We start from the raw sequence: 16,099 nt of genomic DNA on the forward strand, positions 1-16,099 counted from the left end.
CCGGCAGTTCGCGTGACAGGTCCCGACACCATGCCCCGGCCCATGCCCCGGCCGGGGCAGCGCCGACTTTCTGTATCAACCACATCTCGATCAACCACATCTCGGGCAGGAGACTCCTGTGATCAACTATCGCGACCTGGTCGAGCGGTACATGGCGATCTGGAACGAACCCGACCCCACGGCACGTCGCCGGGCGGTGGAGGAGCTCTGGGCACCGACGGGTGAGCATTTCGTCCAGACCTTTGCCTTCCAGGGCTACGACGCCATCGAAGGCCGGGTCGGCCGGGCCCACATCCAGTGGGTACGGGACGGCGGCTACCTCTTCCTCGTGGGTGATGACCTCGCCGGCCACGGCAATCTGGTGAAGTTCAGCTGGGAGATGGTGCCCGCGGCCGGCGGTGAGGCCGCCTCGACCGGCTTCGACGTTCTCGTTCTTGACGACGAGGGACGGATTCTGATCGACCACCAGTTCAACGACCCGGCCGTCCCGTCGGTGGAGCACAACGAGCTGGCAGACCGCTACCTCGCGGTGTGGAACGAGCCGGACCAGGCACGGCGCCGCGAGCGGCTCGCCGCCGTCTGGGCGCCCGGCGGCACGCTGGTGGACGCCGAGACCGGCGGCACGGCCAGCGGACTGGCAGCCGTCGAGAAGGTGGTGGCGGCCGCGGACGCCCGGATCGCCGCGGGCTACCGTTCCCGGCGCACCGGCGACGCCGACGGCCATCGCGACGTTCTGCGGCTGCACTGGGAGCTGCGCTCGGCGGAGGGCCGGCGGGCGGCGGACGGGTTCGACTTCCTCGTGCTCGACGCGGACGGGCGGATCTCGGCCGGCCACCGGTTCGTCGAACGGGTCGAGCCAGGCATCTGAGTGCCGGGGCCGCCAGACATTCCTGGCGCGGCGGCCAGGTGACAGCAGCCCGGGGAGCGGGCAGGAGAGGCCAGGCGGGCGGGAAACGGGCTTATGACCCTTCCCGCCCGCTTCGCGTTGTCCGAAGCAACCACCTGCCGCTCGGCGCCGCGGAGCGGCGAACCACCGGCGCCATCCCATCGCAGCCCACCGCGCCGCAGCGAGCACGCGCCGGCCGCCAGTCGCAGCCGCAGTCACAGTCACAGTCACGCCCGCGCCTTATATCACGTTCTGTGAACGGTTGCTGTTCATATTGATATCATCTGCCCGACAATTGACTCCCAGCACCGAGCCACTCACCATGAGCATCAGCCGAGTGCAAGGAACCCTTGCCTATCTCGGCAGTGCCCGGCCTTTCAGCGTGGGGACACGGCGAGATCCCGGCACCCAGTTGGACAGTCGCGCTGGTCCCAGCGGCGCAAGCCGCTGATCACCCGGACCCGGCGCGACCATGTCGGCGAGTCGCATCGCCATGAGCGTGCGTCCACGGCCCAGGGTTTCGTGGCGCAGCGCAGGGTCCACGCGTGGATCCGATCCCGATCTCGCGGCAGGAGTGGATCGCCATGCAGTTTTCCGTTCTCGGCTCACTGGCAGTCTCCGCGCACGGCCGACGGAGCAGCATCAGTGGAAGATGCCAGGAGGCGCTTCTGCTGACATTGCTGATCAACGAGGGAACGGCAGTCGCGGTGGGAACCCTCATCGAGGAGCTGTGGGGGCCGCAGGCGCCCCGAAACGCAAGGAACGCTCTCCAGGCGCATGTGAGCCGATTACGGCGGGAACTCCACCGGCTGGAGCCGGACCGGCCCGAAGGCAGCATTGTGGCCCGCCACGGCGGCGGCTACCGGCTGAAACTGGCGCCGGCCGACGAGATTGACGCGACTGTCTTCATGACCGGTCTGCGTGACGTCCGGAGCTGGTGTCACAGCCGGCGGGACGAGGCCGTCGCACGGCTGCGGGAGCTGCTGTCACTGTGGTGTGGTCCGCTCTCGGGCGCCGCCGTCGAGGGCGCGATGTGCCGGGCGGCCGCAGCCCACTACGAGGAATCCCGGCTGGACGCGCTGGAGCTGCTGTTCGACCTCGAGCTGGTGGAGAACCGGCACGAGACGATCCTCAGCGAGGTGCGGGAGCTGGCCGCCATGCATCCGCTGCGGGAGCGGTTCTGTGAACAGCTGATGATCGCGCTGTACCGGTCCGGGCGGCAGGTGGAGGCACTCGACTACTACCACCGGCTGCGCCGCCGACTGACCGGCGAGCTGGGCACCGGGCCGTCGGCGACGCTGCGGCGGACCGCGGAGGCGGTGCTCTCCCACAGCCCGCTACTGACTGTTCAGCGGTGAGGGCAACGCGCCCAGCCGCCGGCCGCAACACGCCGGCGGCTGGGCGCGGGCCTGACCCCGCCCGGCCACGGGGGCCTGACCGGTCAGCGTGCGTCGGCGGTGAGCAGGCCGTCCAGCTCGGCGAGCACGCCGTCGGCCGCCGCGCACAGCGCGGTGTCGTCCGGGTCGGCGCACACCGCGCCGAACAGTTCCACGAGTTTCTCCCTGGTCCGCTCCACGGCGGCGGGCGTCTCGGGCAGGTCGTTCATCTGGAGAATCTCCGATCGGTGTTGGCGGAACGCCGGTAGCCGGAGCAGGCCGGCGCGGTGGGTGACTGGTGCCGTCGTGCCGTCACAGCGCGCCGGCCGCCCGGAAGATGTGGACGAAGTCGGCGATGCTCGCCGGGCCCTGGAACGCGACGTACTCGGGCAGGATCACGCTCTGCGCCCACTTCTCCTTGTAGGCGAGCTGGGTCGCCGCCGGGTAGACGGCCGCGCCGTGCTCCCAGAGGAAGTRCATGAACCAGGTGAACGCCGTGCTGGCGCCCGGGAGCTCGAGATCGTCGCGCAGGGTGGTGAACGGCGTGAAGCCGAAGTGCAGCCATCGCACCCCCTCCGACTGGAGGACGTCGATGGCGGCCTTGTTGATCGCCTCCATGATTCCGGGTGAGTTGCCGGGCAGCCGTCGACTCAGGTCGTGCATCCAGCCCGGGCGGCTTCCGTACACCGGGGAGTAGGAGATGTACCCGGCGAGCCTGCCCTCGACGAGGCCGACGAACAACCGCCGGTGCTCCTGCATCGGCCCGCCGTACTGGCCGACCAGATACTCCAGTTGGCGGGCGTTCTCGCCCTTGCTCGGCAGCCAGACCCGGTCGAGGGCGCGCATCTCGTCGTGCCAGTCGTCCAGGTCGGCCTCGATGACGGTCAGCCCGTTACGCAGCGCCCGCGAGATCTTGTTCCGCAGCTGCATGAACCTGGTGCCGGCCAGGGTGAACCCCGCCAGGTYCACCGCGTACGAGGAGCCGATCTGGTTCACCGTGAAGCCGTGCTCGGAGTAGACCGCCGCATCGGCGGCCTGGACCTGCACCGCGACGACCGTCTTTCCCTGCCGGCCGGCGAAGTCGACGAAGGCCGTCAGCAGCTCGCGGTAGGACTCCGCGGGCGCGAAGGGGCCGCCGAGCTGGACGAGGTTGCGGCTGGTCGGTCGGTAGACGACGACTCCGGGCCGGCCGGGCAGCGTGAAGTACGCATTGCCCTCGTTGACCGCCAGGAAGGAGCTGGGATTCTCCGCGTCGGTGAATTCCTGAATGGCCCGGAGCGCGGCCTGGGCAGGACTCGCCGGGCTGGTCGGGTCGGTTCGGGTCACGGTTCTGGTCACGGTTTCGGTCATCGGGATAGTCCTGTCCGCCGGTTCCGCAGGGATGGCTCGCCCGGGTGCCGAGCCTGCGACGGCGACACTCACCGCACCTGCAAGGCTTCCTGATCCGACCCACGGGCGTCGCGCGACCATACGACGCCAGAACTCAGGGCGGCAAGATACAAGAATGCGTTTTGGGGCCCGTCCCGGCCCGGTCGTCAGCGTCCGGTAAGCGCACTGTCAGAAATACGTCCGCGACGGCCGGTGGAACGACGGGCGTCAGAAGAGCGTCAGCGTCGGGTAAGCCGGCACCGCCAGCATCGAATTCGACGGGCCAGGCACCAGCCGCCCGGTGGAGCCGGGGTTGCGCAATGCGGGTTCCGGCACCTTTCACAGGTCCCCGAGACATCGGCGATGGTCTGAGGAGAAGTCGACAGCCATGGCGAGACCACATCCGAGGCCAAATTCTGGAGACGGCCGGTCTGCGGGCGCGTACACGCCGCCGGCCCGGGCGACCGTTTCCCCCGGAAGTCGGGAGAAGCCGCTGCTGAGCTATCCCTCCTACATCGGCGGCAAGGATGTCGAGGGTGTCGGCTGGGTGTACACGGTGAGTTCCCGGTCGCTGTTGGAGGACGTCTTCACCAGCGTCAGCCTGAAGCGTTCGCTGGAACAGGATCCGGATCCGCTTTCACCGGCCGCCCAGCACCGGTATGTGACGGGCCGCTGCGCGGTCGTCGCCGATGCCGACGTCGACACGGCGACGGAGGCGGCCGCCGCCGCCGTGCCGGAGTGGGCGGCCGTTCCGCTGGCCGACCGGCTCCGGCTCGGCCGGCTCTTCCGGGAGAAGCTGCTGGAGCACGAGGAGACCTTCCTCGAGATCCTGGTGGCCGAGGCGCACCCCCGCCGGCTGGCCCGCTGGGAGCTGGCCTGCCTGTTGCAGGTGTTCAGCGAGGCCAGCTGCTCCTTCTACGAGCAGCAGATGTACGCCGAGTTCACGCACGGCCCGCGCCGGCTGATCGTCCGCCGGCAGCCGGACGGCGTCGTCTGCCTGAATCCGCCGCAGAACGCGCCGGCGCCGAGTTCGGCGCTCGCCGTGCTGGCGCTGATGGCTGGCAACGCCGTTGTCGTGCGGGCGCCCCGCAGCATCGCGCTGAGCACGATGTTCCTGTTGCGGGAGCTGGTGGTGCCGCTGCTCGACGAGCTCGGGGCGCCCCCGGGAACGCTGAACGTCATCTGCGGCAAACCGGCGCAGATGCTCGACCGCTGGCTCGAGCATCCCCAGGTGAACGACATCCTGTACTTCGGCGGCAGCGAGGCGGGGCTGCGCTTCGAACGGGAGTGCGTCGCCCGCGGCAAGAAGCCGATCCTGGAGCTGGCCGGCAACGACAGCTTCGTGGTGTGGAAGGACGCGGATCTCCCGCTCGCCGTCGAGGCGATCACCGAGTGCTTCTACGGCTCGGGGCAGATCTGTATGGTGCCCAACCACGTGATCGTGCACCCGGATGTCGCCGAGGAGCTGTTGCGGCTGCTCAAGGCCCGGGCCGAGACGATCCGGCCGGGTTTCCCCGACGACGACGAGGTGGTRCTCTCACCGGTTCGTCGCAGCGAGAAGTTCTTCGCGCTGCTGCGGCAGGCCATCGCCGGGGGCGGTGAGCTGGTCACCGGCGGGCGGCGACTCGAGGTGGACGGGACTCCCTCCCAGGCCGGGATGTTCCTGGAGCCGACGGTGGTCCGGGTGAACGGGCTGGCCGGTGCACGGGGACTCGACATGGTGCGGCACGAGACGTTCTTTCCGCTGCTGCCGGTCGTCGTCCCCGCGCCGACCCCGGACGACGAACTGCTCGCCGAGATCATCGAATTCACCAACGCGAACGAGTACGGGCTGCGCAACTCCTTCTGGTCCGGCTCCCCCACCGTGGTGGAGCGCTACATCAGCCGGCTCCGCAACGGCGGCCTGGTGAAGGTGAACGACTCGCACATCGGATTCCTGCCCTACCTTCCGACGCACGGCGGGACCGGGCTGACGGGCGGCGCCTTCGGTGAGGCGAACTACCCGATCCTCAAGACCTCGCACATTCAGGGCGTGAGCATCGCGACCGGCGTCGTGCCGAGCATCGCGGCCTTCGAACGCTGATTCCCGCCAGGGCCGACCGGAGGACATTTCCCATGCGTTCCCTCGACGTGGCGCGTGACGCCTGCGAACGTCATCACCCCGGGCTCGTGAAGAGCCTGGCGGACATTCCGCTGACCGAACGGGAAACCCCCGGCAGCCCGGTGATCGACCTGTTCCGGACGCACGGCGGCACCGGGCTGCTGGCCCCGGCCGCCTACGGCGGGCACGGCGTCGACGCGCTGGAGGCGGTGCGGGTGACCCGGGCCGTCGGGGCCAGCTCGCCGTCGCTCGGCGTCGCCGCGACCATGCACAACTTCACCACCGCGATGCTCTTCGCGCTCGCCGCCGACGCGGACCGGCTCACCCCGTCGCAGATCCGGGAGCTGGCCCGGATCGCGCCGGAGGGCCTGCTGCTCGCGTCCGGCTGGGCGGAGGGCCGCACCGAGCAGAACATCCTCAGCCCGTCGGTGGTGTGCGCCCCGGTCGACGGCGGGTTCCTGGTCAACGGGGCGAAGAAGCCGTGCAGCCTGTCCGGCTCGATGAGCCTGCTGACGGCGAGCGTGTCGGTTCCCGGGGAGAACGGCTCGCCGACCCTGGCGGTGCTGCTGATCCCGGCGGACTCGCCGGGCATCACCACCCACCCGTTCTGGTCCAGCCCGGTCCTGGCGGCGGCCCAGAGCGAGGAGGTGCGGCTCGCCGACGTGTTCGTGCCGGACAGCCTGCTCATCCGGACGACGGCGGACGACCCGAAGCGGCTGGACGATCTGCAGGCCGCCGCCTTCGTCTGGTTCGAGATGCTGGTCACCTCCGCCTATGTCGGGGCGGCCAGCACGCTCGTCGAGCTGGTGCTGGCGCGGGGCCGCGGCAGTGTCAGCGACCGGGCAGCCCTCGGGCTGCACCTGGAGAACGCGGTCGCGCTCACCGAGGGCGTGGCCCGGGCGGTGCGCGACGGCCTGGACGGCGACGAGGCAGTCTCGGCCGTCCTGGTGGCCCGGTTCGCCGCGCAGACCGCGATCGCCCTGGCCACCGACCTGGCGGTCGAGCTGCTCGGCGGGATCGCCTTCATCACCGCACCGGAGATCGCCTACCTGTGCTCGGCGGTCCGCCCGCTGGGCTTCCACCCGCCGTCCCGGACCAGCACCGCGGACGCCCTCGTCGAGTACTGGGCCGGCGGCCCGCTCGTCCTCGCCTGACCGCACTGGAGGCCTGTCCATGACCACAGTCACCCAGCCGCCCACCAACATCGCCGGCCCCGAGTCGCCGGCGCAGACCCTGCGGCGCTACCGCCAGCATCTGAGCAAGGGCCGGGCCGTCGTCGCCGAGATGTTCGGCAGCCACATGGAGATGGCGTCGTCCGGTGCCTGGCTGTGGACCAGTGCGGGCGAGCGGTTCCTGAACTGCGGCGGCTACGGCGTGCTGACCCTGGGCGCCCGGCATCCGACCGTGCTGGCGGAGGTTCGCAACCAGCTGGACGCCCATCCGATCGCCACCCGCATCCTGCTGGAGCCGACCGTCGGCCGGGCCGCCGAGGCGCTGGCGTCGGTCGTCCCGCCGAGCCTGAACCGGATGCACTTCGCGCTCTCCGGCGCGGAGGCGGTGGAGACGGGGCTGAAGCTGGCCCGGGCCAACGGCCGGCGCCGGCTGGTCTCGATGCACCTGGGCTACCACGGCAAGACCCTCGGCGCGCTGTCCGTCACCGCGAAGGAGGTGTACCAGGAGCCGTTCCGGCCGCTGCTACCGGACGTCACGCACATCCCGTTCGGGGACCTGCCCGCGCTGGAGGCGGAGCTCGCCGCCCATCCGGGCGAGGTGTGCGTCATCGTCGAGCCGGTCCAGGGCGAGGGCGGGGTCATCCTGCCGCCGCCGGGGTACCTGCCCGGCGTCGAGGCGCTGTGCCGGGAGTACGGCGGTTTCCTGATCCTGGACGAGGTGCAGACCGGCATGGGCCGGCTCGGCGCCTGGTGGGGCGCGGACCTCTACGGGGTGCTCCCGGACGTCCTGCTCACCGGCAAGGCACTCGGCGGCGGGGTGCTGCCGGTCTGCGCGGCGCTGGCGAACCGCAGGACGTTCTCGGTCTTCGACAAGGACCCGTACCGGCACACCGGCACCTTCACCGGCGCGCCGGTCCTGATGGCCGCCGTCGTGGGGGCGATCAGGGCGACGAAGGAGGAGGACGTCCCAGCGCGGGCGGCCAGCCTCGGCGCGCGGCTCCTGTCCGCCCTCACCGAGATCGTCAACCGGAAGCTGCCGGGGCTCGTGGTCGAGGTGCGTGGCCAGGGCCTGCTGATCGGCATCGAGTTCGCCGAGGCCGGGCTGGCCGGCGAGTTCCTCATCGAACTGTTCAACAACCGTGTCGTCGCCAACCACTCGATGAACGGGAGCTCGGTCGTGCGGCTGACGCCGCCGGCGATTCTCGACGACGCGCAGGTCGACTTCCTGCTCGCCGCCTTCGAGCAGGCCACCGACGACCTGCTGGCACACGGTGCCACGATGCCGGAAGGGCTGTGACCGTCATGCGGAAAGTCGTACTGGACGCGGTCGTCCACGGGGTCTCCCCGGGGGACGTCTTCGAGAACGTGGCGTCGTGGGAGCGGTACCAGGAACTGGCTCCGCACGCGGAGTCGGTGGTGGTGCACCGCGGCCGGCCGGAGCCGACCGGCTCGTCCAGCTGGGAGCTGCATTTCCGCAGCGGGCTGCTGCAGTGGTCCGAGGACGAGCGTTTCCTCACCGACCAGCTGCGGATCGAGTTCGAGCAGACCGAGGGCGATTTCGACGTCTTCACCGGTACCTGGACGCTCGCCGTCGACGGCGGCAACCCGGCTGACACGGCCGTGCGCTTCGTCTGCGACTTCGATTTCGGTATCCCGAGCCTCGAGGRCATTCTCGACCCGATCGCCGAGCGGGTCATCAAGGAGACGGTCGCCTGGGCGATCGCCGRCATGCACGAGAAGGTCACCTTCGGCGGCGGCCTGGACCTGACACCGGCGAACGTGGGCGGCGCCGAGGCTGCCGTCCCGGCCACGGCCTGACGGGGTATCGCCATGGACGCCGCAAACCCGGTCGAGACGCCGACCACCTAMCGACTGCACCGGGCCGAGTACCTGGTCGCGTTCGCCGTCCTCACGGGCCTGTTCCTCGCGAACATCGGCGAGGTCCGCTGGCTGCCCGCGATCGTTCTCTTCGCCTACATCGACCTCATCGGCTACATCCCCGGCGCGATCGCCTACCGGCGCAGCCCGGACCACCAGGTTCCCAGGGCCTACTACGTCGCCTACAACGTGATGCACAGCATGATCACGCAGGGGGCGGTGATCGGTATCTGGATCTGGGTGGCCGGTCCCGAGTGGGCGCTGCTCGTGATTCCGATCCACCTGTTCGGCGACCGCGGCCTGTTCGGGAACTTCTACAAGCCGTTCGGCTTCGCCTTCGAACCCGAGCCGCACCCGGCCTACCAGCGGTTCGCCGCCGACCTCGACAGCGACCGCGGACGCGGCAGCGAGACGGCTCCGAGGCTCTCCGGGCTGACCGCCGGCTCCGGGACATGACCGTCGGGCCCGGGTCCGACGGTCGCCGTGACGCCGTCCGCCGGCTCTCCACCGGCGTGACGGTGCTGACGGTGCGGCACGGCGACGTCGTGCACGGCACCACGGTCAGCTCCGTCCTCGCCGTCTCCCGGGATCCGCTGCTGGTCGGGGTCAGCCTGCGCCGTGGCTCGCTGACGTCCGATCTGGCCGTGACCAGCGGGATGTTCGTGGTGAACGTGCTGTCCCGCCGGCAGGCCCTGCTGGCCGACTGGTTCGCCGATCCCGACCGACCGGCCGGCCTCGCCCAGTTCGACCGGCTCGACTGGCGACCGGACGCCGGCTGCGGCGCGCCGCGGCTGGCCGGCGCCGTGGCGGCGATGAGCTGCCGGCTGCAGGCCCGGCTGACCACCGGCGACCACGACCTGCACGTCGCCGAGGTCGTCGAGGGGACGGTCGGCACCGGCAGCCCGCTGATCAGCTATGCGGCCGGAGTCCACGGCGCCGAGCTGCACGAGGTGACCCGCCGGCGCGGCCGGCGGCCGCTGACCGGCGCTGCCGCGACCGGGCTCGACTGACCTGCGACCGATCTGGCGCCCGATCTGGCGAACACCGACCTGGCGCACACCGATCTGACGAACGGAGTACCACGATGGCCACCACCGTCCCCCGCGAGGCGGACTGGGACCAGGCCCCCGGGCTGCTGGACGGCGCCAGCACCCTCACCCTGACCACCGACGACTGCGGACTGGCCTACTGGCTGAGCGCCGTCGCCCAGGGCACACTGGCCGGTCGCGCCGAGACCGGCCACGCGCCCGGCGCACCGACACCGGAGTACATGTGCCGGCCCGGGCCGCTGCGGGACTCGCTGCTGATCGAACTGGGCTGCCGCTCGGTCGCCGAGGAGCAGGCGACCCGGGTGCTGTCGTACTACGTGACGCACGCGCCCGGCATCCCGGAGCTGGAGTTCTACGCCACCCAGCTGATCGACGAGGCACGCCACTCGCTGGTGTTCCGCAACCACCTGGTGGAGCTGGGGGTGCCCCGGGAGCGGCTGGCCGCCGCCGTCGAGGAGGTGTCCGCGGACTTCACCGCGGCGGTGATCGACCCGATCATCGACTTCACCCTCGCCACGGTGCGCGACGAAGGTGACTTCTTCGGCGGGGTCGCCATCTTCGCGATCATCATCGAGGGGGTGCTGGCCCCCGCCGCCGAGCTGAGCGAGCGCAAGTGGAGCCGGCTGGACCCGGCGGCCGGCGAGATCGCCCGCGGCACGTCCATCGACGAGATCCGTCATCTGACGGTGGCCAGCTCGATCGTCCGCGACCGGCTCGCCGTCGACCCGGAGTTCCGGCCGCGGCTGCTCGACATCCTGCGGCGCGGCCGGCTGCTGTGGGACACCGTTCCGGACCGGGCGTTCGTCATGCACCGCGAGGAGCTGTTCCAGGCCGGTCTCGCCGAGCACGCCGACCTGCTGGCCGACTACGAGATCTGGCCGGGCCGGCGGCTGCTCGACACCACCCCGGCCGAGCGGTACGAGACCGCGGAGCGTTGGACCGACGAGATGGCGCGGGCCCGGATGGCCTACATGGGGCTGGACCCCGCGATCATCATCGGCCACCAGGCGGGTGCCCGATGACGGCCACGCCGGGCGGCCGGCCGCGCGGGGTGACCGCACCGGCCGGGCGGGCCGCCGTGATCGCCGGCGCCGGTTCCTGGGTGCCGCCGCGCCTCGTCACCAATGACGACCTCGTCCGCTTCCTGGACACCTCGGACGCCTGGATCCGGGACCGCACCGGCATCGGGCAGCGCCGCCATGTGACCCCTGGCCTGTCCACCGGGGACCTGGCGGTCGAGGCCGGCCGGCGGGCACTGCGGGCGGCCGGCGAACCGGCGGTCGACGCCGTCGTGCTGGCCACCACCACCCCGGACCGGCTGTGCCCCGCCACCGCACCGGACGTGTCGGCCCGGCTGGGGTTCAACGGCATCCCCGCGTTCGACGTCTCCGCCGTGTGCGCCGGCTTCCTCTACGGGCTGGCGACCGTGGCCGGGATGATCGCCACCCGGACCGTCGAGACGGTGCTGCTCATCGGCGCCGACTCGTTCAGCACCATCGTCGACCCGGCCGACCGCAGCACCGCACCCATCTTCGGGGACGGCGCCGGCGCGGTGGTGATCCGGGCCGGCGACACCGACGAGCCCGGTGCGGTCGGCCCGGTGGTGCTCGGCAGCGACGGCGACAACACCTACCTGATCGGCATCCCCGCCGGTGGGTCCCGGCAGCGCTCCGCCGGCAGCACGGTCGAGCCGGGCGACAACTACCTGCACATGCGCGGCCGGGACACCTACCGGCACGCCGTCGAACGGATGACCCAGGCCGGCCGGACCGCGCTGGCGCTCGCCGGCTGGGCGACGTCCGACGTCGACCGGTTCGCCGGGCACCAGGCGAACGCGCGCATCCTCGACGCGGTCGCCGACCGCCTCGGAGTGCCGGCCGGCGGGCACCGGCTGTCCAACATCGAGCGGGTCGGCAACACCGCGGCCGCCTCGATCCCGCTGCTGCTCACCGAGTCGGCGGCGGCCGGCCTGCTCCGCCCCGGCGACCGGACCCTGCTCACCGCCTTCGGCGCCGGCCTGAGCTGGGGCGCCGCCACGGTCGTCTGGCCGGAGGTGACCGCCCTCGCCGGGACCGGCGACACCACCGGCGCCGTCGACACACCGGCCGTGCCACCCGCCATGCCGACCGAGACGCCGCTGGTGGTGCCGTCGACAGCGCCGCTGGTGGTGCCGCCGGCGGGCGACCAGGCCGCCGCGGCCGTCGTCTGACTCCGCCGCACCTTCGCACGCACTCCCTGGGGAGATCTCATGTACGACCAGATCAAGCACCTGCTGGTGAGCGCGTTCCACGTGGACGTCGCCGAGGTCGCGCCGGAGGCCAGCCTCGAGGACCTCGGACTCGACTCGTTGGACATCGTCGAGCTGGCCTGGGCGCTGGAGACCGAGCTGCGGGTCCGCATCACCGACGACGAACTCGCCGAACTGCAGCAGGTGAGCGCGATCGTGCAACTGGCACAGGAGCGCGCCGCCAATGTCGTCTGAGCTCGCGGTCGCCGAGCCGGCCCCGGTGGCGACCGGACCGGCGCCGGTGGCTGCCGGAGCGGTGGCTRCCGGACCGGCGTCCACCGCGGTCGCGCCGGGACGGACGGCGCCGTCGGCCGGCGGCGCCAGGGACCGGCTGCGCCGGCTGGTGGACAACGCCTCGTTCCTGGAGTCGGGCAGCCAGGCCCGGCACCGGGCCACCGCGTTCGGGATGGACCGTCGCCGCCCGGCCGGCGACGGGGTGGTGACCGGACTCGGCCGGGTCGACAACCGGCCGGTCTCGGTCTTCGCCCAGGACCCGTCGGCCCTCGGCGGCTCGCTCGGCGAGGTGCACGCGGCCAAGATCGAACGGGCCGTGCAGACGGCGGCCCGGGCCCGGATGCCCGTCGTCGGCCTGCTCGACTCCGGCGGCGCACGCATCCAGGAGGGGGTCGGCGCGCTCGACGGCTACGGCCGGATCTTCCGCTCCAACGTGGCGGTGTCGGGCCGGATTCCGCAGATCAGCGTGGTGCTCGGGGCCTGCGCCGGCGGCGCGGTCTACTCACCGGCGCTGACCGACATCGTCATCATGTCGGCCGAGCGGGGGTGCATGTTCCTCACCGGTCCGGCGGTCGTCAAGGCCGTCACCTTCGAGGACGTCACCGCCGAACAGCTGGGTGGGGCGCGGGTGCACAGCCGGGACTCCGGGGTCGCCCACCTGGTCGCCCCGGACCCCGACAGTGCGATCGCGATGGCCCGGCGGGTGCTCGGCTACCTGCCGAGCTCCTGCTGGGACGACCCGCCGGCGGCGCCACCGGCCGACCCGGAGCCGATGCCGGTGGTGCCGGCGGACCCGCGCAAGCCCTACGACGTGCGCGGGGTCATCCGCGGGGTGGTGGACGCCGGCAGCTTCCTGGAGCTGCAGCCCCGGTTCGCCCGCAACCTCGTGACCGGCTTCGGCCGGATCGACGGTGTGCCGGTCGGCGTCGTCGCGAACCAGCCGAACGCCCTGGCCGGGGTGCTCGACATCGCCTCGGCGGAGAAGGGCGCCCGCTTCGTACGGTTCTGCGACGCCTTCGGGCTGTCGCTGGTCACCCTGGTGGACACCCCGGGCTTCCTGCCCGGTACCAGCCAGGAGGCCCGCGGCGTGATCCGCAAGGGGGCCAAGCTGCTGTACGCCTACGCCGAGGCGACGGTGCCCCGGGTGACGRTGGTGCTGCGCAAGGCGTTCGGCGGCGCCTACATCGTGATGAACTCCCGGTCGCTCGGCGCCGACGCGGTGTTCGCCTGGCCCGACGCACAGCTCGCGGTGATGGGCGCCGAGGGCGCCATCGACGTCATCTACCGTCGGGAACTGGCGGCCGACCCGTCCCGCCGCGGTGAGCTGCTGACCCGCTACCGGGACGAGGCGATGCTGCCCCGGATCGCCGCGGAGCGGATGTCCGTCGACGAGATCATCGATCCGGCGGACACCCGGGCCGCGGTCCAGGACACCCTCGGCTACCTGCGGGGTGCCGGCTCCCCCCGGTTCCGCCACGACAACCTCCCGCAGTAGATCCGAGGCCGATCCGGCGACCGATCCCGAGGCTCCGCCGCGGTGATGCCGGCTCCTGACCATGCGGACGTCCGGTGACGGCCACCCGTCCCGTGCCCGCCCGCCTCCTCCGTCCCCCCCGCATGGCCGGCACCCGGCTGCCCGGCCGTCTTCGACCTGGACAGGTGCGACAATGACCGACACGACCGGGGCCCACTCGGGCGGCGCCCGACCGCCGGTCCTGCCCGGCCCTCCCGGCCCTCCCGGCCCTCCCGGCTCGCCGGGTGACCCGACGGCCGGCGACGACCGGCTGCGGCGGACCCTCACCACCCCGAAGATCGCCTTTCTGATCGTCTCGGCGGCCGCGCCGCTGGGTGCGCTGGTCGGCACGGTGCCGTTGGCGTTCGCGCTCGGCAGCGGCCCCGGTGTGCCCGCGACGTTCGTGCTCGCCGGTCTCACCCTGCTGTGCTTCTCCGTCGGCTACGCGGCGATCAGCCGGCGGGTGGTGAACGCGGGCGGCTTCTACACCTATGTGGCGCAGGGCCTGGGCCGCGTGCCCGCGGTCGGCGGCGGGTGGATCGCGCTGCTCGCCTACAACGCGGCGACGATCGGGGTGACCGGAGCGTTCGCCTACTTCGCGCAGCTGGTCGCCGCCTCGCACGGGCTGGACCTGCGTTGGGAGCTGTGGGCGGCGGCCGGTATCGCGGTGACGGCAGCGCTCGGCTACCGGCAGATCGACATCAGCGCCCGGGTGGTGGCGGTGCTGCTGGTCGCCGAGGTCGGCATCCTCATCGCGCTGGACGTCGCCATCCTGGCCAGGGACGGCACGGCGGCGCTGCCGGCCACCGCCTTCGCCCCGGACACCGTGTTCGGCCCCGGCCTCGGGGTGTCGCTGATGTTCGCGTTCGTCTCCTACATCGGGTTCGAGTCCGCGGCGCTGTACGGCGAGGAGGCCCGGGACCCGGAACGCAGCGTGCCGCGGGCGACGTACCTGGCAGTCGTCGCGATCTCGGTGTTCTACGCCCTGACCAGCTGGCTGGTGGTCGGCGCGGTGGGCGCGGGCAACGTGCGCGCCAGCGCCACCGAGCAGCTCGGCGACCTGTTCTTCCAGCTCAGCGACGACTACCTGGTCTCCGCGGCCACCACGGTGATGCAGGTGCTGCTGTGCACCAGTCTGCTGGCCGGCATGCTGGCGCTGCACGGCGCGGCGGTGCGCTACCTGTTCGTCCTCGGTCGGGAGCGGCTGCTGCCGACCGGGCTGGGGGCGGTGCACCCACGGCACGGTGCGCCGCACCGGGCGAGCCTGGTCCAGTCCGGGCTGACCGTCGTCGTGGTCGCCGCGTTCGCCGTCGCCGGGCTCGATCCCTACGTGAGCCTGGCGACCAGCATGCTCGGGCTCGGCACTGTGGCGATCATCGTCCTGCAGGCACTGGCCGGAGTGGCGGTGCTCGGCTACTGCTGGCGGCATCCCGCCGAGCGGCGGCCGGGGGTGGTGGTGGCGTCGCTGGCCGGCGTCGCCGGTCTGACGGCCGCGGCGGTCCTGGTCGTGGGCAACTTCTCGGTGATGACCGGGACGACGAACGCCGCGATCACCTCACTGCCCTGGCTGGTGCTGGTCGCCGCCGTCGGCGGGACCGCCCACGCCTGGTGGCTGCGCCGGGCCAGGCCGCAACGTTTCGCGGCGCTGGCCCGCCAGCCCGCCACCGACCACCCGGCGTCGGATGACGGTCCGGCCGATCAGTCCACGGTCAGTCCGGTGTCAGCCGCCTCTGTTTGACTTCCACCATCCGGGTCGACGAGGTGACCAGATGAGTATTTCAGCACAGCACACCGAGACCATTGAAAGAATCGGCGAGCTGCCCCGGTCGGAACGTTTCGATGCTCTCGAGGAGCTGGTCGTCGCAGAGTTCAGAAGAACTCTGCTGATGACCGACGACGAGGAGCTGGAAACCGAGAAAAGCTATTTCGAGATGGGCTTCACCTCACTACGGATCATCGAGATCAAGCAGCGCCTCGAGGAACTGCTCGGCTGTGACATCAGCGCGAACGTGCTGTTCAACCGGCCGACCGTCGGGCGCCTCATCTCCCATCTGAGCGAGGACGTGCTGGCCGACCTGTTCGTCGGCCCGGGTGGCGGGTCCAGCGGTCGGCAGGTGTCCGGCCCAGCCCCGCAGGACAAGGAGACGGCACTGTGACGACCACACCGACGGACAGACCGACGGCCGCGCCGACGCRCACGCCGGAGGCCACGGGACAGGACGCCGCCGAGCTCGC

At 71.7% G+C, this 16,099-nt stretch carries 16 protein-coding genes; 14 read left to right on the plus strand and 2 right to left on the minus strand.

The features are described 5' to 3' along the window. Window positions 1-118: 118 nt before the first annotated feature. Together CC117_RS22380 and CC117_RS22385 are read left to right on the plus strand one after the other, a co-directional pair. On the plus strand, window positions 119-868 hold the full coding sequence (locus CC117_RS22380) for a hypothetical protein (RefSeq protein ID WP_071087280.1): 750 nt from the start codon (window positions 119-121) through the stop codon (window positions 866-868). Window positions 869-1,470: 602 nt separating this feature from the next. Continuing rightward, window positions 1,471-2,244, plus strand: a complete 774-nt coding sequence (locus tag CC117_RS22385) for an AfsR/SARP family transcriptional regulator (RefSeq protein ID WP_071087365.1) — start codon at window positions 1,471-1,473, stop codon at window positions 2,242-2,244. Window positions 2,245-2,327: 83 nt separating this feature from the next. Here CC117_RS22385 and CC117_RS38205 read toward each other — a convergent pair whose 3' ends face one another. Further along, the gene (locus CC117_RS38205; protein ID WP_198541948.1) at window positions 2,328-2,492 is read right to left on the minus strand and encodes a hypothetical protein; all 165 of its coding nucleotides are present in this window, start codon (window positions 2,490-2,492) and stop codon (window positions 2,328-2,330) included. Window positions 2,493-2,574: 82 nt separating this feature from the next. Then, window positions 2,575-3,612 (minus strand): DUF2156 domain-containing protein, encoded by a 1,038-nt coding sequence (locus CC117_RS22390; RefSeq protein WP_116287867.1) that lies wholly within the window; start codon window positions 3,610-3,612, stop codon window positions 2,575-2,577. Window positions 3,613-4,018: 406 nt separating this feature from the next. Between CC117_RS22390 and CC117_RS22395 the strand changes: the two genes are divergently transcribed. The 12 genes from CC117_RS22395 (at window position 4,019) to CC117_RS22450 (ending at window position 16,020) form a co-directional block, all read left to right on the plus strand. After that, window positions 4,019-5,713: an aldehyde dehydrogenase family protein gene (locus CC117_RS22395; RefSeq protein ID WP_241830325.1), complete on the plus strand. Its 1,695-nt coding sequence runs from the start codon at window positions 4,019-4,021 to the stop codon at window positions 5,711-5,713. A 32-nt stretch (window positions 5,714-5,745) separates the two neighbouring features. Beyond that, entirely contained in the window at window positions 5,746-6,885 is a 1,140-nt protein-coding gene (locus tag CC117_RS22400) for an acyl-CoA dehydrogenase family protein (protein WP_071087282.1), read from the plus strand. Between the two features lie 19 nt (window positions 6,886-6,904). After that, the gene (locus tag CC117_RS22405) at window positions 6,905-8,200 is read left to right on the plus strand and encodes an aspartate aminotransferase family protein (RefSeq protein WP_071087284.1); all 1,296 of its coding nucleotides are present in this window, start codon (window positions 6,905-6,907) and stop codon (window positions 8,198-8,200) included. Window positions 8,201-8,205: 5 nt separating this feature from the next. After that, complete coding sequence (locus CC117_RS22410; RefSeq protein WP_071087370.1) at window positions 8,206-8,721, plus strand: type II toxin-antitoxin system RatA family toxin; 516 nt, start codon at window positions 8,206-8,208, stop codon at window positions 8,719-8,721. A 12-nt stretch (window positions 8,722-8,733) separates the two neighbouring features. Next, on the plus strand, window positions 8,734-9,237 hold the full coding sequence (locus tag CC117_RS22415; protein WP_071087286.1) for a hypothetical protein: 504 nt from the start codon (window positions 8,734-8,736) through the stop codon (window positions 9,235-9,237). Beyond that, window positions 9,234-9,791 (plus strand): flavin reductase family protein, encoded by a 558-nt coding sequence (locus tag CC117_RS22420; RefSeq protein WP_071087288.1) that lies wholly within the window; start codon window positions 9,234-9,236, stop codon window positions 9,789-9,791. The genes CC117_RS22415 and CC117_RS22420 overlap by 4 nt, the downstream gene beginning before the upstream one ends. 74 nt (window positions 9,792-9,865) lie before the next feature. Next, entirely contained in the window at window positions 9,866-10,852 is a 987-nt protein-coding gene (locus tag CC117_RS22425) for a ferritin family protein (protein WP_071087290.1), read from the plus strand. Beyond that, the gene (locus CC117_RS22430) at window positions 10,849-12,039 is read left to right on the plus strand and encodes a beta-ketoacyl-ACP synthase III (protein WP_241830326.1); all 1,191 of its coding nucleotides are present in this window, start codon (window positions 10,849-10,851) and stop codon (window positions 12,037-12,039) included. Before CC117_RS22425 ends, CC117_RS22430 begins: the two co-directional genes overlap by 4 nt. A 39-nt stretch (window positions 12,040-12,078) precedes the next feature. Continuing rightward, window positions 12,079-12,312 carry an acyl carrier protein gene (locus tag CC117_RS22435; protein WP_071087294.1) on the plus strand — a complete coding sequence of 78 codons (234 nt, stop codon included), beginning with the start codon at window positions 12,079-12,081 and terminating at the stop codon, window positions 12,310-12,312. Continuing rightward, complete coding sequence (locus tag CC117_RS22440; protein ID WP_071087296.1) at window positions 12,302-13,846, plus strand: acyl-CoA carboxylase subunit beta; 1,545 nt, start codon at window positions 12,302-12,304, stop codon at window positions 13,844-13,846. The genes CC117_RS22435 and CC117_RS22440 overlap by 11 nt, the downstream gene beginning before the upstream one ends. A gap of 172 nt (window positions 13,847-14,018) precedes the next feature. Next, window positions 14,019-15,602: an APC family permease gene (locus CC117_RS22445; protein WP_084132589.1), complete on the plus strand. Its 1,584-nt coding sequence runs from the start codon at window positions 14,019-14,021 to the stop codon at window positions 15,600-15,602. Between the two features lie 31 nt (window positions 15,603-15,633). Next, window positions 15,634-16,020, plus strand: a complete 387-nt coding sequence (locus CC117_RS22450) for an acyl carrier protein (RefSeq protein WP_071087298.1) — start codon at window positions 15,634-15,636, stop codon at window positions 16,018-16,020. The last annotated feature ends 79 nt before the right edge of the window (window positions 16,021-16,099 follow it).

It is taken from the genome of Parafrankia colletiae (genome assembly GCF_001854655.1).
Taxonomy (GTDB): domain Bacteria; phylum Actinomycetota; class Actinomycetes; order Frankiales; family Frankiaceae; genus Parafrankia; species Parafrankia colletiae.